The organism is Agrobacterium burrii, from assembly GCF_017313405.1.
Taxonomy (GTDB): Bacteria; Pseudomonadota; Alphaproteobacteria; order Rhizobiales; family Rhizobiaceae; genus Agrobacterium; species Agrobacterium burrii.
In genome coordinates this window covers 112,476-131,361 of record NZ_JAFLNA010000012.1, presented here as the reverse complement: position 1 = coordinate 131,361, position 18,886 = coordinate 112,476, and the positions used below count along the sequence as shown (strand labels likewise).

Sequence of the window (18,886 nt, the reverse complement as noted above, 5' to 3'; positions counted from 1 at the left end):
CACCCGTCGCAGTTTCGCTTCAACTGTCGCGCAGGCGTGGTCCGCCACGTCTGTCACCGGGAGCCTCTATTCGTGATACGGTATATTTTCCAAAGACTTGCAGGAATGATCGTGGTGATGTTCCTCGTCGTCACCATCGTTTTCGTCATCCTGCGCGTCACCCCCGGTGATCCGGCCGCCGTGATGCTCGGGCCGGATGCCACGGCGCAGGATATTGCGGAGCTGCGCACACGGCTCGGTCTCGATCAGTCGCTTGGCGTGCAATATGTCTATTATATCGGCCAATTGCTGAAGGGCGATCTCGGCCAGTCGATCTTTCTCAACATGCCTGTTGGATCAGCCCTGCTGGACCGGGCGGAGCCGACTTTCTTCCTGACGATCTTTTCGCTGCTGATTGCCAGCGTCATCGCGCTGCCCATCGGCATCTACGCCGCTTACCGGCGTGGTTCCTTCGTGGATCAGGCCGCGACCACTATTGCGATGCTGGCGGCGAGCATTCCGAGCTTCTGGCTCGGCCTCATCCTCATGCAGGTCTTTGCCGTGCGGCTCGATCTGTTTCCAGTTTCGGGTTATGGCGGGCCGGGTGCCAGCTTCATGGAGCGCATGTATCACCTGACCTTGCCGACAATAGCGCTCGGCCTCGTTTCCTCAGCGCTCATTCTGCGCTTCACCCGCGCCTCGATGCTGGATGTTCTCGGCGACGATTATGTCCGCACCGCCAGAGCCAAGGGCGTTAGGGAGCGCCGGGTGGTGATGAAACATGCGCTGAAGAATGCGCTCATCCCCATTCTCACAGTGCTTGGTCTGACCGCCGCCGTGCTGATTTCAGGAGCGGTCGTCACGGAAACCGTCTTCGGCCTGCCGGGCGTCGGCAATCTCGTCGTGTCGGCCGTGCTCCGGCGTGATTATCCGGTCATTCAGGGCGCGCTTCTCATCATCGCCGGGCTTTACGTGCTCATCAATTTTGCAATCGACATGCTTTATCTGCTGGTCGATCCGAGGGTTCGTTACTGATGGCCGATATCGTTTCCACCACCCCGCCGGCGCGCAACCCGACCATCCTGTTTATTCGGCGTCTGCTGAAGCGCAAGACGGTCGCCGCCGGTCTCATCGTGCTTCTCATCTTCGTGCTGCTTGCGGTTTTCGCGCCGATGATCGCGCCCTATTCGCCGTCGAAGCTGTCGATCGTCAACCGCCTGAAACCGCCGAGCGAACTCTACTGGTTCGGCACCGATGAATTTGGCCGCGATGTCTTTTCCCGCACCATCTATGCCGGAAGACTGTCGCTTCTGGTTGGCGCGGCCGTTGTTTTCCTCTCGTCGGTCATCGGCATCACGCTCGGGCTGCTTGCCGGTTTCTTCCAGAAACTGGATACGCCGATTGCACGGTTGATCGACGCGATGATGGCGTTTCCGGATATTCTGCTGGCGATTGCGCTGGTCGCCGCACTCGGTCCGTCGCTGACGACGGTCATCATCGCGCTTGCCGTGGTTTATTCGCCGCGCCTTGCCCGCATCGTGCGTGCCTCAACGCTGGTAATCCGTGAGTTGCCCTATGTGGAGGCGGCCAAGGCGCTCGGCATCTCCACCTTCCACATCATGACGCGGCATGTGCTGCGCAATCTGGTCTCTCCGATCCTCGTGCAATGCACCTTCCTTTTTGCCAGCGCCATGCTGGCCGAGGCTGGTCTTTCGTTTCTGGGGCTCGGTGTCAGTCCCGAAATTCCCACCTGGGGAACCATGATCTCCGCCGGCCGCCAATATATCGGCCAGGCCGACTGGATGACCTATTTCCCCGGCTTTGCCATCATTCTTTCCGTGCTGTCGCTGCAAATGGTGGGCGATGGGCTGCGGGACATGCTCGACCCAAGACTGCGAAGGGATTTGTAATATGACGTCCGGCGAACAGGCGAAAACGCCTCTTCAAGCTCCCATTCTTCTCACCAATGTCAAACCCGTCGGTTTCGGCAAAGGTGCGCCACAGGCCTCGACTGATATTCTGATCGGTGGAGACGGCCAGATCGCCGCTGTAGGCTCTGCCCCGCAGGCGCCTGCGGATGCGCAACGCATTGATGCCAAGGGCGCCTTCATCTCGCCCGGCTGGGTGGATTTGCACGTGCATATCTGGCATGGCGGCACCGATATCTCCATTCGCCCCTCCGAATGCGGGGCCGAACGCGGCGTGACGACACTGGTGGATGCCGGCTCGGCGGGTGAGGCGAATTTCCACGGTTTCCGCGAATATATCATCGAACCTTCAAGGGAACGCATCAAGGCCTTCCTCAATCTCGGTTCCATCGGCCTTGTGGCCTGCAACCGCGTGCCGGAACTGCGCGACATCAAGGATATCGACCTTGATCGTATCCTCGAATGTTACGCCGAAAACAGCGAGCATATTGTCGGCCTGAAGGTGCGGGCGAGCCATGTCATCACTGGTTCCTGGGGTGTGACGCCGGTCAAGCTCGGCAAGAAGATCGCCAAGATCCTCAAGGTGCCGATGATGGTGCATGTGGGCGAACCGCCGGCGCTGTATGACGAGGTGCTGGAAATCCTCGGCCCCGGTGATGTCGTGACCCATTGCTTCAACGGCAAGTCGGGCTCCAGCATCATGGAAGACGAGGACCTGTTCAACCTTGCAGAACGTTGCGCCGGCGAAGGCATCCGGCTGGATATCGGCCATGGCGGCGCCTCCTTCTCCTTCAAGGTGGCGGAGGCGGCGATTGCGCGTGGCCTGTTGCCCTTCTCGATTTCGACGGATTTGCACGGCCACTCGATGAATTTCCCTGTCTGGGACCTGGCGACGACCATGTCGAAGCTGCTGTCTGTCGACATGCCCTTCGAAAATGTGGTCGAGGCGGTCACCCGCAACCCGGCCTCCGTCATCCGGCTCGATATGGAAAACCGCCTCGATATCGGCCAGCGCGCTGATTTCACCGTCTTCGATCTTGTCGATGCCGATCTGGAAGCAACCGATTCCAATGGCGATGTGGCGCGCCTGACGCGCCTGTTCGAGCCGCGTTACGCGGTCATCGGCGCGGAAGCGATTGCCGCCAGCCGATATATTCCAAGGGCGCGCAAGCTGGTGCGCCACAGCCATGGTTATTCCTGGCGCTGAACCCGAATGGAACGGCGGGGGGTATGCCCTCCGCCTTCCGCAGACACGACGGGATACCCGTCCCGGCATTATGAGGAATTCGCGTGAAACAGTCTTCGCTTGATGCAGAAGGGCACCTTTCGCCCTATGACCGGCTCGCTGCGCTCGGCATCTCCCTGCCGCCGCCGCCGCCGCCAATTGCCAATTTCGTCACCCATGTGGTGGAAGGCAACATGCTTTATCTCTCGGGCCAAGGGCCGCGGGAGGAAAACGGCCATCTTTATGCCGGCAAGGTCGGCGCGGAAATCGGGCTGGAAGAGGCCTATAACCATGCGCGCCTCACCGGCATCAATCTGCTTGCCGTCATGCATGAGGCGCTGGGCGATCTGTCGCGGGTGAAAAAAGTGGTCAAGCTGCTCGGCATGGTCAATGCCGTCAGCGATTTCCGCGATCATCCGAGCGTTATCAATGGCTGCTCCGATCTCTTCATCGATGTGTTCGGCGATGCGGGACAACATGCCCGCTCCGCTGTCGGTTTCGGCTCATTGCCGGGCAACATCACCGTTGAGATCGAAGCCATCGTCGCGCTCAAGGGGTGAGGCCGTTTAATGGTTGCGCCAGCCCATCAGCTTTTCGATCCGTTCTGCCGAGACCCTGACCTGTTCGGTGTAATGGTTTTCGTCCGCCAGCACCTTCTGTTCCGGCAGCACGATGGAAATCGTCGCCACGCATTCGCCCCTGTTGTCGCAGATCGGCGAGGCGATGCAGGCGACGGCGTAATCGGATTCGGCGACCTGTATCGACAGCCGGTCATGGAAGGCGGCGCCTGCCGATTGCGACAGGGTCTCCGGGTTGATTTCCGCACGACCCGTGGGCGAGGTGCGGGCGCAGCGCTTGAACAGTTCGACACGCTCCGCCTCCGGCAGATGGCCGACGAGCAGGCGGCCGGAGGCCGTCCAGTTCAGGGGAACACGGGTGCCGACGCGCGACGCGACCTGAAAATGGCTTGGACCATCAGCCATGGCCAGAACAAGCATATGGTCGCCATCGCGGCCGCAAAGCTGCACGGTCTCGCCCGCATGGCGGCACAGATCATGCATTTCGTGGGTGGCGACGCCCATGAAATCCAGCGAGCGGGCATAGGCAAGGCCATAGTGATAAAGCCGCGCGCCGAGCCAGATGTTGCCATCGGCATTGCGTGCCAGCATGTTCTTTTCGACGAGATCGTCAACGATCACATAGACGGTGGAAAGCGGTGCCTTGATCGCCTTGGCAATGGCGTAAGCGCCGGCCGGCGATCCGGTTTCGTAAAGGTAATCAATAACCTGAAGCGCACGGTCGATGCCGCTGACGCGCGAGCGCTTGGCCGCCTTCGCGTCCGGATTTTCCTCCGTGGGAGACACGGCGGTTGAAGGCATTTCGTCCAGTCTCTGGGCGTCCAATTTTGGCTCCTCATGAATTTCGAGAAGCTATTACATTATTATGGCATATATGTCGATGCCCATCGCATCGCAAAGACAGGAGAAAGATATGACCGCGGATATCAGAAGCAGGATCGGCCTTCGCCCGGTCATCAACGTCTCGGGCACCATGACCTCGCTCGGCGCGTCGATTGTCGTTCCCGAGGCCGTTCAGGCCATGGCGGACATCCTGCCGCAATTCGTCGAGATCAATGATCTGCAACGCAAGGCGAGCGCGATCATTGCAAGGCTGACGGGCGGCGAGGCCGGTTTCGTCACGGCGTCCTGCTCCTCCGGCATCAGCCTTGCTGTGGCGGGCGCGATTACCGGCAATAATCTGCTGGCCATCGAAAAGCTGCCCGATGTCGCGCCTGAGAAGAACGAAGTGCTGGTGCAGATGGGGCATGTGGTGAGCTACGGCGCGCCGGTGGATCAGGCAATCCGGCTTGCCGGCGGCAAGGTGGGGCTGGTGGGGCAGGCGACATCGACCCACCGCTTCCACATGGAAAACGCCATCACCGAAAAGACGGCGGCGGCGGTTTATGTCGTCTCGCACCATGTCGTGAATTACGGCTTGCTGCACCTTTCCGAATTTGTCGAGATTGCCCATGCCAGGGGCGTGCCAGTCATCGTCGATGCGGCTTCCGAATATGATCTGGAGCTGTTTCTGGCCACGGGTGCGGATGTGGTGATCTATTCCGGTCACAAGTTCTTGGGCGGCCCCACATCAGGCATCGTCGCCGGAAGTAAGGAACTGGTGCGTCATGCCTTCCTGCAAAATATGGGCATTGGCCGCGGCATGAAGGTCGGCAAGGAAAGCATCTACGGCGTCATGGCGGCGCTGGAAGCCTGGGAAAAGCGTGACCATGACGGCATTCGCGAGCGCGAAACCGGCTATCTCAACCTCTGGAAAAAGACGCTGGACGGACGCCCCGGCGTGACGGCGCTGATCGAGCCCGACCCGACCAACAACCCGCTCGACCGGCTGCGCGTCATCATCGACGCCGAAGAAGCCCATATCACCGCATGGGACCTGACGACGGCGCTGGCCAGAGGCAATCCGCCGATCATTGCCCGCGATCATGAGGTGGAGCACCGCTATTTCTATCTCGACCCCTGCAACCTGCATCCCGGCCAGGAAACCATCGTGGCTTCCCGTCTGGCGGAAGAATTGGACAAGGCGCGCGCTTCCAACGAGGTGATTGCCACGCCATTCGAAGACCGTAGCCGCCACCGTTTCGACGGCATGCTGCGCTGGCCGGACTAAGTGGAACGAGAGGGTGCCGCGAGTTTCTTCTCCCCGAGGGGGAGAAGTCCGCGGCAGCGGGATGAGGGGGCGAGGGTGCGGTCAATCGCTGGCGTTGCCCCCTCATCCGACCCTTCGGGCCACCTTCTCCCCCTCGGGGAGAAGAAATAGGCCGCGACGCCGTGCCTGAATTCAAACGAGAAGAAAAGAAAAGAAGGGAACGATCATGACCATGCCGCAGGCAGCACCACTTGGTGCCGAAGATGCCGTGCTTTCCGTCCGCAATCTTACCACGTCCTTTCACGTGGATGGCGGCTGGAAACCCGTGGTGCGTGATATTTCCTTTGATGTCGGGCCGGGCGAGACGGTCGCGATCGTCGGCGAAAGCGGTTCGGGCAAAAGCGTCACATCGCTTTCCATCATGCGGCTGCTGGACCGCGAAAGCAGCAGGGTGCAGGGTGAAATCCTGCTTGGGCGTCGCAATCTGCTCTCGCTTTCCGAAGACGCCATGCGGCGGGTGCGGGGCAACGAGGTCGCGATGATCTTTCAGGAGCCGATGACCAGCCTCAACCCGCTATTCACCATCGGTGACCAGATTTCCGAGGCTCTGCTGTGCCACCAGCCGATGTCGAAAGCCGATGCGCGGGCCGAGACGATCCGCCTGCTGGAAAAGGTCCGCATCCCCTCGGCCGCCTCACGTTTCGATGAATATCCGCACCGCTTTTCCGGCGGCATGCGCCAGCGCGTGATGATCGCCATGGCGCTTGCGTCCCGGCCGAAGCTGTTGATCGCCGACGAACCGACGACGGCGCTCGATGTGACCATTCAGGGCCAGATTCTCGATCTCATCAAGACGCTTCAGGAAGAGGAGGGCACCTCCGTCCTGTTCATCACCCATGACATGGGCGTTGTGGCTGAGATCGCCGACCGTACAGTCGTCATGTATCGCGGCGAGCAGGTGGAAGTCGGCGCGACGGCGGATATCTTCCATCGCGGCAAACATCCCTATACCCGCGCGCTTTTATCCGCCGTCCCGGTTCTCGGCTCCATGACGGGTGAGGAAAGACCGCTCCGGTTTCCCATCGTCAACACCACGACAGGGGAAACGCAGGAACCGGCGCGTCCGGCCGATACCATCGATCCCGCCGCGCAACCGGTGCTGAAGGTGGAGGGGCTGACCAAGCGCTTCGACATCCACTCCGGCCTGCTGGGACGGCTCAGCGGCCGCGTTCATGCGGTGGAGAAGGTGTCCTTCGATCTGAGGGCTGGTGAAACATTGTCGCTGGTCGGCGAAAGCGGCTGCGGCAAGTCGACCACCGGTCGCGCCATCATGCGGCTGATCGAGCCGGATGCCGGTTCGGTGGTGGTCAACGGCGAGAATATTCTTGCCCTCGACAAATCAGGCATGCGCGAAATGCGCAAGACGGTGCAGATGATCTTTCAGGACCCCTTCGCTTCGCTCAATCCGCGCATGACGGTGGGTGCGGCGATTGCCGAACCGTTTCTGGAGCATCGCATGGGCAGCGCCCGTGAAGCGAAGGAGGTGGTGGCCGACATGCTGGAAAAGGTCGGCCTCTCGCCGGATATGGCGGCGCGTTACCCGCACGAGTTTTCCGGCGGCCAGCGCCAGCGCATCTGCATTGCCCGCGCGCTGGCGCTGCAGCCGAAAGTGATTGTCGCCGATGAAAGCGTCTCGGCGCTTGATGTATCGATCAAGGCGCAGGTCATCAACCTGATGCTGGATCTGCAGCAAAGCCTCGATCTCGCCTTCCTGTTCATCAGCCATGACATGGCGGTGGTGGAGCGCGTCAGCCACCGGGTGGCGGTGATGTATCTCGGTGAGATCGTCGAGATCGGCCCGCGCGCCGCTGTCTTCGACAATCCGCAGCACGACTATACCCGCAAGCTGATGGCCGCCGTGCCGGTGCCGGACCCGGACCGCCGCAACACAAGGCGCGGTGCGGCAAATGACGAGCTGAAAAGCCCGATCCGCGCTGTCGATTATGTCGTCAAGCCGCGTGAATATCGCGAGGTTTCACCCGGCCATCTCGTCGCCTGTTAAAGTCCCGGCACGTCCGAGGTTGCAAAGGGGACGCGATAACCGCGCTTAAAACTTTCCCGCTGTCCAAGCTGGCGATACCACCGCTGTACCGCCGGAAAATCATCGAGATTGATTTTGTGGCGCGCGAAACGCGAGACCCATGGCCAGATGGCGATATCGGCGATGGAAAAATCGCCGGCCACATACTCCCGCCCTGTTAAACGGTCGTTCAATGTCCGATAGAGGCGCTCCACATCCGCGGCAAAACGCGTCTCGGCAAAGGGGGCCTCTCCGGCATGGTAAGTCAGGAAATAATGGGCATAACCGAGTGTCGGACCGAAATTGGCGGCCTGCCACATCAGCCATTCGGTGACTGTCAGTCGCTCAGCGGGAGAGGTGGGCAGAAGCCGGCCGGCTTTTTCGGCGAGATAGATGAGGATCGCATTCGATTCCGTCAGGACGGTGCTGTTATCGGTATCGACAATTGCCGGAATTTTCGAGCCGGGATTGATGCTGATATAATCGGCTGCGAATTGCTCGCCCTTTTCGATGTCGATGGCGTGGCTGCGATAGGGCAGGCCAAGTTCTTCCAGCGCAATCGAGATTTTAAGGCCGTTGGGCGTGATCCAAGTATAAAAGTCGATCATGTCAGTCGAACATCGCCTCATCCAGCGGCAAGGCGCGCCGGCCTTTCTTGCCCGTCACATCGGAAAGATCCTTGTAAAGACCGCGCAGGGTCAGAATCAGCTGGATAATGCGCGGATCGGTAACGCGATAGATCACCGCCTTGCCCTCCCGCGAACCTTCGATCACACCGGCGTCGCGCAGTTCGGCAAGCTGCTGCGAAAGTGTGGGCTGTTGAATGCCGAGTTCGTATTCAAGTGCTGAAACGGAGGCCTCCGTTTCCATGAGATAACATACAATGGCCAGACGGTTGGCGTTGGCGACAAGCTTCAAAAGCTCGCTCGCTTCCACCACGCTGCGGCAGATGAGATTGGAAACCGGTTTCGTCACAACTACTGGTCCCTGTTTCAGACTATAAAAAAGTAAATTGTATGGCGATAAATTTCAATGGCTTGATGTGGGCCGTTTTTAGTCGGCTGCAGAATTTTTAAAGTCTACAGGATTAGTAGATTTCTCTTTCGCTTTCCGGCTGAGGATCGCCAAAACGTTCCTCGAAAACACTCTATAAAAAAGTAGATTGATTGCGAAATGAGGTGTCGACATGAAAATCGGGGTCCATCCCAACAATCTGCATTTACGGCTCGCCCGGCTCTGGCCCGGCGCTTTCGAGCAATTCGATCCGGAATTTGTGTCTTATCGCGAAGGGCGCGATACGGGTGCGCTTCTGGAAAAGGGCGACATCCATTTCGGTGGCACCGGCTCGACGCCGCCCATTGAAGCGGATGCGCGCGGGCTTGCGGCGGTCTATATCGCCGCTTCCGCGCCGAGGCCCGCCAATGGCGCAATCCTCGTGCGGCGCGACAGCCCGATCCGTTCTGCCGCTGATCTCTCGGGAAAGCGCATATCGCTGATCGATGGATCGTTTCACACCTATCTTCTGGCGCGCAGCCTGGAAGGGGCGGGGCTTGGTCTTTCGGATGTGACGCGGATTGAAAGCGGTGATAGCGACAGCCTGCTTGACCTCGTGGAAGGCCGTGTCGATGCCTGGGTGACGATGTCGCCACGGCTGGAAAAGGCTCTGACCCATGAGGAGATCAGCCTTCTGGTCCGCTGCGGTTCAACCATTCCCAACCGCTCGCTGTTCTGGACGCTGGCGCGTCACAATATAGCGCAGGAGACACGACAGGCGATTGCGGCCGAACTGGACCGCGTCGGCCGCGCCGTCATGGCGGATATCGACAAGGCCGCAGCCCTTCTCGCCGCCGAACCGGGCAGCGAGGGTGATGCGGCATCCTGGGGGAAGGTGCTGCGCTCGCGCGAACTTTCCGTGGTGCCCGCCGCTGAAAATATCCTTGCCGAACAGCAGGAGGAGGCCGATACGCTTTACAGGCACGGCCATTTCTCTTTACCGGTTCAGACCGGGCAAAGCCCGGCCCCGCAATCAGCCAGCGTCGGAGGCGACAGATGAATGTTTTCTGGTACATGTGCGCACCCGATGGCGCTTATCCCTGGCAGCCGGAAGGCTCCCGCAAGGTTGATCTCGGTTATTACAAGCAGCTGGCGCTGGCTTACGACCAGCTGGGTTACACCGGCGCGCTGTTTGCCACTGGCGCGCATGACGTCTGGGTTCTGGCGGGCGCACTGCTCTCCCATACCGAGCGGCTTAAACTGCTGGTCGCCATCCATCCGGGCCTGATCGCGCCGACGTTGCTTGCCAAGATGGCGGCGACGCTTCAGGAATTTTCTCGCGGCCGCCTGCTGATCAATGTCGTCTCGGGCGATGCCAAGATGCTCGGCGCTTACGGCATGACCATGCCACATGACGAGCGTTACGATATGGCGGATGAATATCTGCAAATCTGGCACCGGCTTTTCGCTGGCGAGACGGTGGATTTCAAGGGGCGGCATTTCCAGACCGAGGGTGCGAAGCTCGCGCTGCCGGTGGGGCAGGGCATCGAGCCGCCGCCCTTGTGGTTCGGCGGTTCTTCGGAGAAGGCCATCGACGTTGCCGCCAAACATGTAGAGACGTATCTCTCGTGGGGCGAAACGCCCGATCAGATCGGCGCGAAGGTCGATCTCGTCAAGGCGCGGGCGGAACAGCTTGGCCGCGAACTGGAATACGGCATCCGCCTTTATGTCATCGTGCGCGATACGGATGAAGAGGCCTGGGCCGCCGCCGCCGATCTTTACGGGCGCATGGATGAGCGCGCGATTGCCGCCAACCAGCGTTTCGTCGGCAAGACCGATTCCGTCGGCCAGCAGCGCATGACGGCGATGCATGGCGGGCAGAAACCGGAAAACCTGCGCGATCTGGAAATCGCACCCAACCTCTGGGCCGGCATCGGGCTTGTCCGTCCGGGGCCGGGAACCGCGATTGTCGGTTCGCCGGATACTGTAATCCGCACGCTGGAAGCCTATAAGAAGGCGGGCGTGAACACCTTTATCCTTTCCGGCATGCCATTGCTGGAGGAAGCCTTCCGCTTCGGCGAAAAGGTTCTGCCACGCCTCGATGTATCGCGGGAAGTGTCAGCGGCGAAACAATTCACCTGGTCGACCCTGTTCGACCGTGACCTCTCGGCCAAGGCCTCCTGAGCATGGTGCGGGAGTGGAGAAGAACAACATGACGGCAAGTCCGGCAACAACAATCGCGCAAAGGCGCTTCGGTCCACAACGCGTGGCCGAGCGGGCGCTTGCCGTTCTGGACAAGGCGCTGGGCGCGGTTGCCGCCGCCATCCTTGCGACGCTTCTTGTGGTGGTGCTGGTCAATGTCACCCTGCGATATCTGTTCCATACCGGTTTCATCGGCGCGGAAGATCTGGGCATCTGGCTCAATGTGGCGATGATCGCGGTCGGCGCGCCGCTCAGCCTCAAGAGCGCTTTGGCCATGCGGCTGGATGTATTCGTGCGCTTCCTGCCGGAACGCTTTCATGCCGCAACCGAAGTTCTGGCCGATGCCTTTTCCTTCGTCGCAGCCCTCATCCTCGCCTTCGGCGGGGTGGAGATTGCGGCCATGCTGGGCGGCACATCGCCAACGCTTGGTCTGCCAGAATGGGTGCGCTTCGGTTTTCTCGGTGCAGGCGGCGCGCTGATCTTTGTGTATCTGGCGCTTCAACGGGTCGGTGAAGGCAAGGCGCTTGCCGTTCTGCTCTCCGTCGCCATCGCGGTCGTTTCTTATGTCGGCCTGCCGGAACTGTTTGTCGATACGAGCCTGCCGCCAAGCCTGTTTCTGGCGCTCACGGCGGCCGTGGGGCTGGTTCTGGCCGCACCGCTTGCCCATGCCTTCCTTGCCGCCGCCTATGTGGCGATCGCCTTCGGCAGCACCTTGCCGGAGCCGGCTATCGTGTCCTCGACGGTGACGGGCATGTCGAAATTCCTGCTGCTTGCCATTCCCTTCTTCCTGCTGGCCGGCAGCCTGCTGACGGAATCGGGCGTCGCCAACCAGCTGGTTCGTTTTGCCGCCTCCATGGTCGGCCACCGGCGGGCGGGGCTGGCGCAGACGACGCTTTTGACCAGCGTGCTGTTTTCCGGCGCATCCGGCTCCTCGGTCGCCAACGCCGCCTTCGGTGCTTCCACTTTCCAGCCGGAACTGGTGAAGCACGGCTATCCGCCAGCGCAGGCGGGCGCGATCATTGCCGCCACCTCGGTGCTGGACAATGTCATTCCGCCCTCCATCGCCTTTCTCATCCTTGCAACGGCCACCAACCTGTCGGTGGGCTCGTTGCTGGTCGGCGGCTTCTTCGCCGGCGGACTGATGGCGGTCTGCCTTGCGGTGGCAATCCATCTCAGCGTGCGCAGCGTCGATACCCTGCCGCGCGCGACAGGCAGCGAACGCTGGCGTTCGGCCGTGGCCGCGATACCTGCCTTCGGGCTTGGCGTCATCGTGGTGGTCGGCATCCGCATCGGCGTTGTCACCACCACGGAGGCTGCGGCCCTTGCGGCGCTATACACGCTGTTTCTCGGCTTCGGTTACCGGCTGGGCGCGGGCCGCATTTTCGCGACCTTCCGCCAGTCGGCGGGTGAAGCAGCGGCGATCGGTCTTCTGATCGGCACGGCTGGCCCCTTTGCCTTCCTGCTGGCAGTGGACAATGTCTCCGGCCTCGTCACCGACTTTGTCACGCTTCTGGGCGGCAGCAAGATCGCGGTACTTCTGCTCTCCAATCTCATCCTGCTCGCGGTCGGGCTGGTGCTGGATATTGGTGCTGCCATCCTGCTGTTCGGGCCGATCCTGTTGCCCGCTGCCGTGGCAGCGGGCATCGATCCCATCCATTTCGGCGTCATTCTCGTGGTCAATCTGATGATCCATGGCCTGACGCCGCCGCTCGGCATGCTGATCTTCGTGGTCAGCGGCGTCACCCGCATTCCGGCGACAGCACTTTTCCGGGCCGTCGTTCCCTATCTCGTCTCGCTTCTCGTTTCCCTCGCCATTTTGTGCGCCTGGGCCATTTTCTTCTAAATTTGGGGTTTCAGTCATGACTATTATCGATCGCCGCAATCTCCTCAAACTCTCCGCCATCGGCGCCGCAACGCTCGCCGCGCCGGCTTTCGTGCGCACGGCAAATGCCAGAACCCGCAGCATCACCGTCGCCTCGCTGTTTGCCGATGACAAGCCGGAGACGAAAATCTGGGTGAAGATCAGCGAGCTGGTGGAGGCGAAGCTGCCCGGCCGTTTCCGTTTCAACATCGTCAAGAGCGGTGCGCTGGGTGGCGAAAAGGAAGTGGCGGAAAATATCCGGCTGGGCTCGGTTCAGGCGAGCCTTTCGACAGTCTCCTCGCTTTCGGGTTGGGTGCCGGAACTGCAAATCCTCGATCTGCCCTTCCTGTTCCGCGATGCCGACCATGTGCGCAAGGTGGTGACGGGCGAGACTGGCACTGATCTGAAGACCAAGCTCGCCGCCCAGCAATTCATCGCCGCCGATTTCATCAATTACGGCGCGCGCCATCTTCTGACCAAGGAACCGGTCACCCGGCCGGAGCAGCTGGAAGGCAAGAAAATCCGCGTCATCCAGAGCCCGCTGCACACCAAACTGTGGAGCGCCTTCGGCACCACGCCGGTCGGTATCCCGATCACCGAGACCTATAATGCGCTGGCAACCGGCGTGGCTGATGCCATGGATCTCACCAAGTCCGCCTATGCCGGCTTCAAGCTTTACGAGGTCGTGCCGTATCTGACGGAAACCGGCCACATCTGGGCTTCAGGCGTGGTCTATTACGGTGCGACCTTCTGGAACCAGCTGGACGACGAAGAGAAGAAGGTTCTCCTGGAAGCATCGAGCGAAGGCGCGCGATATTTCAACCAGCTGATCGTCGAGGACGAAGTGAAGTCCGTCGAGCTTGCGCTTTCCAAGGGCGGCAAGGTGCTGCAGCCGGAAGCGCTGGACGAATGGCGCAAGGGCGCGCAGGGCGTCTGGCAGGATTTCGCCGGCATTGTCGGCGGCATCGAGAAGATACAGGCTGTGCAGTCGGCCTGATAATACGGGCCTTCAAAATCAGGAAACCCCGTGTGCTCTTCGGGCGCACGGGGTTTCTTTTGTTCGGTATCAGTGCGAAGCGCCGGAGCCGCCAACGGCAACGATGGAGTAGGGCTGGCCTTCCACCGCAAGCGTGCGGGTTTCCTTCAGGCTTTCCGCATCCACCACGCGTACCAGCGAATGGCGCGGATCGGAAATTGCGATCTGCCCGTCGGCAACGGCGAGACGCGGACGCGGATCGCGCCAATGGCCATCCTTGCTGTAGGGTTCGGTGACCTTCGCCTTGCGGGTGATGGCGCCTTCCAGAACGTCAAGCACATGCAGGTCGCCATCTTCCGTCAGGATGTAGGCATTGCGCGGATTGGCGGGGTCGAGGATGAAATCGACGCGCCGGGTCGGCAGCTCCACCAGGCGGAAGGCGTCCTTGCTGTCAGGATCGATCAGGACGACCTTGTCCTCACCGTAGTTTCCAAGGAAAAACTGCATGGATTTGCCGCCGAGCAGCGTGCCGGTATAGGCTTTCGGGAAATCTTCCGGATAGGCCAGCATTTCGAGCTTCGGACCATCCGTGCCGCCCGGCCGGGCAACGAGGATGCCTTCCTTGCAGCCGAAAGCCGCAAGCCGTGCGGATGTCGCCTCACCGTGCAGATCGGTGCATGTTGCCTGTTCACCAATCTGCTTGCCTTCCCTGTCAAGAACGCGCAGCCCGATGCGGGGCGGCAGCGTGTCGGGTTTGGTTTCGATCTGCGTGTTGGGTACAGACACCAGAACGTAACGGCCCATTGTCACCGCCACGCCATGATGTGGGGCGGTCGTGTCGACGGTGCGGACCTTTGCCTTGCCATCCAGCAGGGTGGCCTCATCGATGATCTCAGCCTTGCCGCCACGGTCGTAGAAGAGGATGGCATGGTCATCGTGGGGCACGACGTGGAACGGGCGTTTGCCTTCGAAGGTAACGGGCAGCAGTGCCGTATCTTCCACATCCAGATCGCGATGCTCGCCGTGGTCGGAAAAAACGATGCCGGTCTTGATCACATGCACGATATCGGCATCTGACTGTGTGGCGAAAACAGTCTTGCCGGAGGCGCTGGCGGTCAGTGCCGCATAGCCCTTGAGGTCGTAGTGTCCGAGTTCCTTGCCGGTTTCGAAATTGATGGCGCGCACCACCGGCTGGGTGTGATCGGCGATGAAAAGACGCCATTCCTTGACGCTGTCGCCGCTTTCTTCCGCCTGCGCCACGCCAGAGGCCAGCGGCAGGGTGAGGGCAAGGCACGTGGCAAGCGCGCTCATGCCAAGGTGCTGTTGAAGGGAAAATCTCATGGTGTTCCTTCCAGACGTTATCATCCTTTTGCGGATACGAACCGGTGTCGGCTCTGAAGGATGATTGTAATGTTATTACGTTACGAGATTGCGTATTAGCATTACGTGCGGGGGCGATGTCAACCGATGCCGACGTCCTGGTGCGGAAAAATCTGGATGGAGACAGTGAGGCGAGAAAAGGGGAGGCGGGAGGAGGCAAGTGACGCTTCAGCGTCAGGCCGTATTTCCCGAAGGGCTGTAAAGCCGGAAAAAAAGCAGGCGCATCGCTGCGCCTGCCTCCATCAGTTTTAGCGGATATCCGCAGGCAGAACGTCCGAAGGAATGTTCTGGTAGGAAACCGGACGCGTGAAGCGTCGGATCGACATGGTGCCAACCGAGGTTGCGCCGAAGTTCGTCGATGCCGGGTAAGGGCCGCCGTGGACCATGGCTTCGGAGACTTCCACGCCGGTCGGGAAACCGTTGGCGAGAACGCGGCCTGCCTTGCGCTCCAGGATCGGCAGCAGCTTGCGGCCGAGTTCGGCGTCGCCACCGTCAAGATGCAGGGTTGCGGTCAGCTGGCCTTCGAAGCTCTTTGCGACTTCCAGCATTTCTTCCGGGCTATCAACCGTGACGATCAGGCCGAGCGGTCCGAAAACCTCTTCGGCAAGCGCGTGGTTGGCAACCCAGTCCTTGCCCGAAACACGGAACAGGTAGGGCGTTGCATTGCGCAGATCGCAGGTGGTGGTCAGCACGTCGCGCACGCCATTGCCCGCGGCGATACGGTCGCGACCGTCACGATAGGCAGCGGCAATGCCGTCGGTCAGCATGACCTGCGGGCCGACTTCGGAAAGAGCTGCACGTGCGGTTTCGGCAACCGCATCCGCCTGCGAGGCAAGAACGACGGCGATGCCGGGATTGGTGCAGAACTGGCCGGCACCCATGGTCAGCGAACCGGCCCAGCCCTTGGCGATGGCTTCACCGCGAGCGGAAACAGCTTCCGGCAGCAGGAACATCGGGTTGACGGAACCGAGTTCGCCGAAGAAGGGGATCGGCTCGGGGCGTTGGGCGCAGAGATCGAACAGCGCGCGGCCGCCGGCGAGCGAACCGGTAAAGCCGACCGCCTTGATGCGCGGATGCTGCACGAGCGCGGAACCGACATCGCGGCGGCCGCCCTGAATCAGCGAGAAGACGCCGGGATGCAGATTGTGCTTCTTGACGGCGGCGAGAACGGCTTCGGCAACGATTTCACCGGTGCCGGGATGTGCGGAATGGCCCTTGACGACGACGGGGCAGCCGGCAGCCAGAGCGGCGGCGGTGTCACCACCGGCCGTGGAGAAGGCGAGCGGGAAGTTCGACGCGCCAAAGACGGCGACAGGGCCAATCGGGCGCTGCATCAGGCGGATATCCGGGCGCGGCAGCGGCTGGCGATCCGGCAGCGCTTCGTCGTGGCGGCGGTCGAGATAATCACCCTTGCGGATATGCGAGGCGAAAAGGCGGAGCTGGCCAACGGTGCGGCCACGTTCGCCCTGCAGGCGTCCTGCGGGCAGGCCGGTCTCGGACGAGCCGATTTCGGTGATGGCGTCGGCGCGTGCTTCAATCTCATCGGCGATGGTGTCGAGGAATGCGGCGCGCTCTTCGCGGGTGGTGTAGCCATAGCTCCAGAAGGCTTCTTCAGCGGCTTCTGCAGCTTTGTTCACCAGATCGACCGTGCCGACCGAAAAATCGAAAGCCTCGCCATGTGCAGGCTCGCTGCGGAATTTTGCATCCGTTGCGACCCATTCTCCTGCAACCAGATGTTTGCCGTGCGGCTTGAAACTCATTGTGCTCATCCCTGAAAATCTGATCCTGTGTGGAAAATCCACCCGATACCGTGACATGGGACCGAAAGGCGACAGCGTCAACGCCATCAGCCGCGATCCTCGCCCGGTCGCCTTCTGCATTAGCCCGTGTGGGGCCGCAACGAAAGGCGGTTTCGCAACTATTTGATCAAAAAGTGTGATTAATTGGGCGAGATGTGAAAAAGACCCGCTTCCGTTTACGCGCACGGCGTTTTATATGACGTCATGATGACAAATAGACTTCCGAAATGCATCGCCTGGTCGGTTCTTCTGCTGATCGTGATCGTTACAATCTGCCCGATCGGCTTTCGGCCTCACACGCTGACGACGGTGGGGATAGACCGTGCCGCTGCCTTCGCTTTCTGTTCGGCGGCTTTCGTGTTTGCCTATCCGCGCCACTGGCTCGCCGTCATCGTTGCGGGTGTCACAGCAGCTTTTGGTATCGAAGCGATGCAGTTTCTGTCGCCCACACGTCATCCGCATCTGATGGATGCTGCCGTGAAAGCCGCCGGCGCCATTGCCGGCGGGCTTTTCACCATTACCTGTCTGCTGTTCAGGGGACGACTGACCGCCGGCTGACGGGGAAGCCTGCGGTCAATTATCTTGCTCAGCCTTGCCCGTTCGCCAGCCCGAAACGGCCGTGCGACAGGGTGCGCTCGATACCGCGCAGCTCCGCCAGCCCTTTCAGCCGGCCGATGGCGGGATAACCGGGCTGCGCCCCGCGCGTCAGGTCGTCTAGGATTTCCTGCCCATGATCGGGCCGCATCGGGATGGTGTGATCTTCACGGCCTTCGGCGCGACGACGGGTTTCCTCCGACAGAAGTGCGGCGATGACGGCGACCATGTCGGTGCCGCCTTCCAGATGCTCATCCTCGAAGAATGAGCAGGGCACGGTATCGGTGTCACGCGTCACATTGCGCAGATGCACGAAATGGATGCGATCGGCAAAACGGCTGGCGATGAAGGGCAGGTCGTTATCCGCCCGCGCCCCGAGAGAGCCGGTGCAGAGCGTAACGCCATTGGCGCGGCTATCGACCTTTGAGAGCATATGGGCATAGTCGGCTTCCGTTGAGAGAATGCGCGGCAGGCCGAGCAGGGGCCATGGCGGATCGTCGCCGTGTGCACAGATATTGATGCCGACCTCTTCGGCAACCGGCGTCACCTCCGAGAGGAAGTCGATCAGGTTCTGTTGCAGCCTTTCACGGTTGATACCGTGATAGGAGCGCAGTTTTTCGAGAAGCTGGGCGAGCGTATAACCATCCGCCGAGCCGGGCAGGCCCGCGCCGATATTGCGACCGAGGGCCGCGATTTTCGTGTCGGGCATGTCGGCGAAGCGTTTTGCCGCTTCCGCCACCAGCCACTCCGGATAGTCGGCCTTCGCGTCGGGGCGCTTCAGAATATGAATGTCGAAGGCTGCGAAATCGGGAAGATCGAAACGCATCGCTTTCGCGCCGTGTCTGGTTTCCCAGCGCAGGTCGGTGCGGGTCCAGTCCAGAACGGGCATGAAGTTGTAGCAGACGGTGCGGATGCCGGAGGCAGAGAGGCGGCGCAGCGTTTCCTGCCAGTTGGCGATATGGTTTTTCCAGTCGCCGGTCTGGGTCTTGATTTCTTCGGAGACCGGCACGCTTTCGACCACGTCCCAATAAAGCCCTCCGGCCTTGATCGCCTCATGCCGCTTGGCGATCTCGTCCACCGGCCAGACATCGCCGGTGGCAATATGATGCAGCGCGCTGACGATGCCTTCCGCGCCCGCCTGAGCCGCATCCTGAACCGTGACCTTGTCGACCGGGCCGAACCAGCGCCATGTATGTCTCATC

The 18,886-nt window shown here is 60.9% G+C and carries 17 protein-coding genes; 11 read left to right on the top strand and 6 right to left on the bottom strand.

All coding sequences use genetic code 11. The annotated features are described in order from the left end of the window. The first annotated feature begins 72 nt into the window (after nucleotides 1-72). From JZX89_RS21060 to JZX89_RS21045, 4 genes are all read left to right on the top strand, one after another. Nucleotides 73-1,014 carry an ABC transporter permease gene (locus tag JZX89_RS21060; protein ID WP_207135268.1) on the top strand — a complete coding sequence of 314 codons (942 nt, stop codon included), beginning with the start codon at nucleotides 73-75 and terminating at the stop codon, nucleotides 1,012-1,014. Next, nucleotides 1,014-1,889: an ABC transporter permease gene (locus tag JZX89_RS21055; RefSeq protein ID WP_149899135.1), complete on the top strand. Its 876-nt coding sequence runs from the start codon at nucleotides 1,014-1,016 to the stop codon at nucleotides 1,887-1,889. The genes JZX89_RS21060 and JZX89_RS21055 overlap by 1 nt, the downstream gene beginning before the upstream one ends. Nucleotide 1,890: 1 nt before the next feature. Continuing rightward, a complete protein-coding gene (locus tag JZX89_RS21050; RefSeq protein WP_207135267.1) occupies nucleotides 1,891-3,114 on the top strand; it encodes an amidohydrolase/deacetylase family metallohydrolase in 1,224 nt (407 codons plus the stop codon). A gap of 83 nt (nucleotides 3,115-3,197) precedes the next feature. Next, nucleotides 3,198-3,692, top strand: a complete 495-nt coding sequence (locus JZX89_RS21045; RefSeq protein WP_020011822.1) for a RidA family protein — start codon at nucleotides 3,198-3,200, stop codon at nucleotides 3,690-3,692. Nucleotides 3,693-3,698: 6 nt separating this feature from the next. Here the strand turns inward: JZX89_RS21045 and JZX89_RS21040 are convergent, their stop codons facing one another. Continuing rightward, entirely contained in the window at nucleotides 3,699-4,535 is an 837-nt protein-coding gene (locus tag JZX89_RS21040) for an IclR family transcriptional regulator (protein WP_207135266.1), read from the bottom strand. 88 nt (nucleotides 4,536-4,623) lie between these two features. Here JZX89_RS21040 and JZX89_RS21035 point away from each other — a divergent pair, with 88 nt between their 5' ends. Together JZX89_RS21035 and JZX89_RS21030 are read left to right on the top strand one after the other, a co-directional pair. After that, a complete protein-coding gene (locus tag JZX89_RS21035; protein WP_207135265.1) occupies nucleotides 4,624-5,820 on the top strand; it encodes an aminotransferase class V-fold PLP-dependent enzyme in 1,197 nt (398 codons plus the stop codon). A gap of 205 nt (nucleotides 5,821-6,025) precedes the next feature. Beyond that, on the top strand, nucleotides 6,026-7,861 hold the full coding sequence (locus JZX89_RS21030) for an ABC transporter ATP-binding protein (RefSeq protein ID WP_207135264.1): 1,836 nt from the start codon (nucleotides 6,026-6,028) through the stop codon (nucleotides 7,859-7,861). Here the strand turns inward: JZX89_RS21030 and JZX89_RS21025 are convergent. Together JZX89_RS21025 and JZX89_RS21020 are read right to left on the bottom strand one after the other, a co-directional pair. Beyond that, complete coding sequence (locus JZX89_RS21025; protein WP_207135263.1) at nucleotides 7,858-8,487, bottom strand: glutathione S-transferase family protein; 630 nt, start codon at nucleotides 8,485-8,487, stop codon at nucleotides 7,858-7,860. The two genes, JZX89_RS21030 and JZX89_RS21025, sit on opposite strands and share 4 nt — an antisense overlap. A gap of 1 nt (nucleotide 8,488) precedes the next feature. Further along, nucleotides 8,489-8,854: an ArsR/SmtB family transcription factor gene (locus JZX89_RS21020; protein ID WP_207135262.1), complete on the bottom strand. Its 366-nt coding sequence runs from the start codon at nucleotides 8,852-8,854 to the stop codon at nucleotides 8,489-8,491. 211 nt (nucleotides 8,855-9,065) lie between these two features. Between JZX89_RS21020 and JZX89_RS21015 the strand changes: the two genes are divergently transcribed. The 4 genes from JZX89_RS21015 to JZX89_RS21000 are packed head-to-tail and all read left to right on the top strand — an operon-like array spanning nucleotide 9,066 to nucleotide 13,932. Beyond that, complete coding sequence (locus JZX89_RS21015) at nucleotides 9,066-9,932, top strand: ABC transporter substrate-binding protein (RefSeq protein WP_207135261.1); 867 nt, start codon at nucleotides 9,066-9,068, stop codon at nucleotides 9,930-9,932. Beyond that, nucleotides 9,929-11,056: an LLM class flavin-dependent oxidoreductase gene (locus tag JZX89_RS21010; protein ID WP_207135260.1), complete on the top strand. Its 1,128-nt coding sequence runs from the start codon at nucleotides 9,929-9,931 to the stop codon at nucleotides 11,054-11,056. Before JZX89_RS21015 ends, JZX89_RS21010 begins: the two co-directional genes overlap by 4 nt. 28 nt (nucleotides 11,057-11,084) lie before the next feature. Beyond that, the gene (locus JZX89_RS21005; protein ID WP_207135259.1) at nucleotides 11,085-12,917 is read left to right on the top strand and encodes a TRAP transporter large permease; all 1,833 of its coding nucleotides are present in this window, start codon (nucleotides 11,085-11,087) and stop codon (nucleotides 12,915-12,917) included. A 16-nt stretch (nucleotides 12,918-12,933) separates the two neighbouring features. Further along, a complete protein-coding gene (locus JZX89_RS21000) occupies nucleotides 12,934-13,932 on the top strand; it encodes a TRAP transporter substrate-binding protein (RefSeq protein WP_207135258.1) in 999 nt (332 codons plus the stop codon). Between the two features lie 69 nt (nucleotides 13,933-14,001). On the opposite strand, the gene aztD is transcribed toward JZX89_RS21000, so the two are convergent. Both aztD and JZX89_RS20990 read right to left on the bottom strand, forming a co-directional pair. Continuing rightward, the gene (gene aztD / locus JZX89_RS20995; protein ID WP_207135257.1) at nucleotides 14,002-15,252 is read right to left on the bottom strand and encodes a zinc metallochaperone AztD; all 1,251 of its coding nucleotides are present in this window, start codon (nucleotides 15,250-15,252) and stop codon (nucleotides 14,002-14,004) included. 287 nt (nucleotides 15,253-15,539) lie between these two features. After that, a complete protein-coding gene (locus JZX89_RS20990; protein WP_153516621.1) occupies nucleotides 15,540-17,051 on the bottom strand; it encodes an aldehyde dehydrogenase (NADP(+)) in 1,512 nt (503 codons plus the stop codon). Nucleotides 17,052-17,297: 246 nt separating this feature from the next. Between JZX89_RS20990 and JZX89_RS20985 the strand changes: the two genes are divergently transcribed. Continuing rightward, a complete protein-coding gene (locus tag JZX89_RS20985; RefSeq protein WP_246746774.1) occupies nucleotides 17,298-17,648 on the top strand; it encodes an antibiotic resistance protein VanZ in 351 nt (116 codons plus the stop codon). Between the two features lie 28 nt (nucleotides 17,649-17,676). Here the strand turns inward: JZX89_RS20985 and uxuA are convergent, their stop codons facing one another. Then, on the bottom strand, nucleotides 17,677-18,885 hold the full coding sequence (gene uxuA / locus JZX89_RS20980; protein WP_207135255.1) for a mannonate dehydratase: 1,209 nt from the start codon (nucleotides 18,883-18,885) through the stop codon (nucleotides 17,677-17,679). Nucleotide 18,886 lies beyond the last annotated feature (1 nt).

Excerpts from the sequence above, each read along its gene's own strand:
- JZX89_RS21055 (WP_149899135.1), top strand. The coding sequence starts at position 1,014 with ATGGCCGATATCGTTTCCACCACCCCGCCGGCGCGCAACCCGACCATC.
- JZX89_RS21050 (WP_207135267.1), top strand. The coding sequence starts at position 1,891 with ATGACGTCCGGCGAACAGGCGAAAACGCCTCTTCAAGCTCCCATTCTT.
- JZX89_RS21035 (WP_207135265.1), top strand. The coding sequence starts at position 4,624 with ATGACCGCGGATATCAGAAGCAGGATCGGCCTTCGCCCGGTCATCAAC.
- JZX89_RS21030 (WP_207135264.1), top strand. The coding sequence starts at position 6,026 with ATGACCATGCCGCAGGCAGCACCACTTGGTGCCGAAGATGCCGTGCTT.
- JZX89_RS21025 (WP_207135263.1), bottom strand. The coding sequence starts at position 8,487 with ATGATCGACTTTTATACTTGGATCACGCCCAACGGCCTTAAAATCTCG.
- JZX89_RS21015 (WP_207135261.1), top strand. The coding sequence starts at position 9,066 with ATGAAAATCGGGGTCCATCCCAACAATCTGCATTTACGGCTCGCCCGG.
- JZX89_RS21010 (WP_207135260.1), top strand. The coding sequence starts at position 9,929 with ATGAATGTTTTCTGGTACATGTGCGCACCCGATGGCGCTTATCCCTGG.
- JZX89_RS21005 (WP_207135259.1), top strand. The coding sequence starts at position 11,085 with ATGACGGCAAGTCCGGCAACAACAATCGCGCAAAGGCGCTTCGGTCCA.
- JZX89_RS21000 (WP_207135258.1), top strand. The coding sequence starts at position 12,934 with ATGACTATTATCGATCGCCGCAATCTCCTCAAACTCTCCGCCATCGGC.
- aztD (WP_207135257.1), bottom strand. The coding sequence starts at position 15,252 with ATGAGATTTTCCCTTCAACAGCACCTTGGCATGAGCGCGCTTGCCACG.
- JZX89_RS20990 (WP_153516621.1), bottom strand. The coding sequence starts at position 17,051 with ATGAGTTTCAAGCCGCACGGCAAACATCTGGTTGCAGGAGAATGGGTC.
- JZX89_RS20985 (WP_246746774.1), top strand. The coding sequence starts at position 17,298 with ATGACAAATAGACTTCCGAAATGCATCGCCTGGTCGGTTCTTCTGCTG.
- uxuA (WP_207135255.1), bottom strand. The coding sequence starts at position 18,885 with ATGAGACATACATGGCGCTGGTTCGGCCCGGTCGACAAGGTCACGGTT.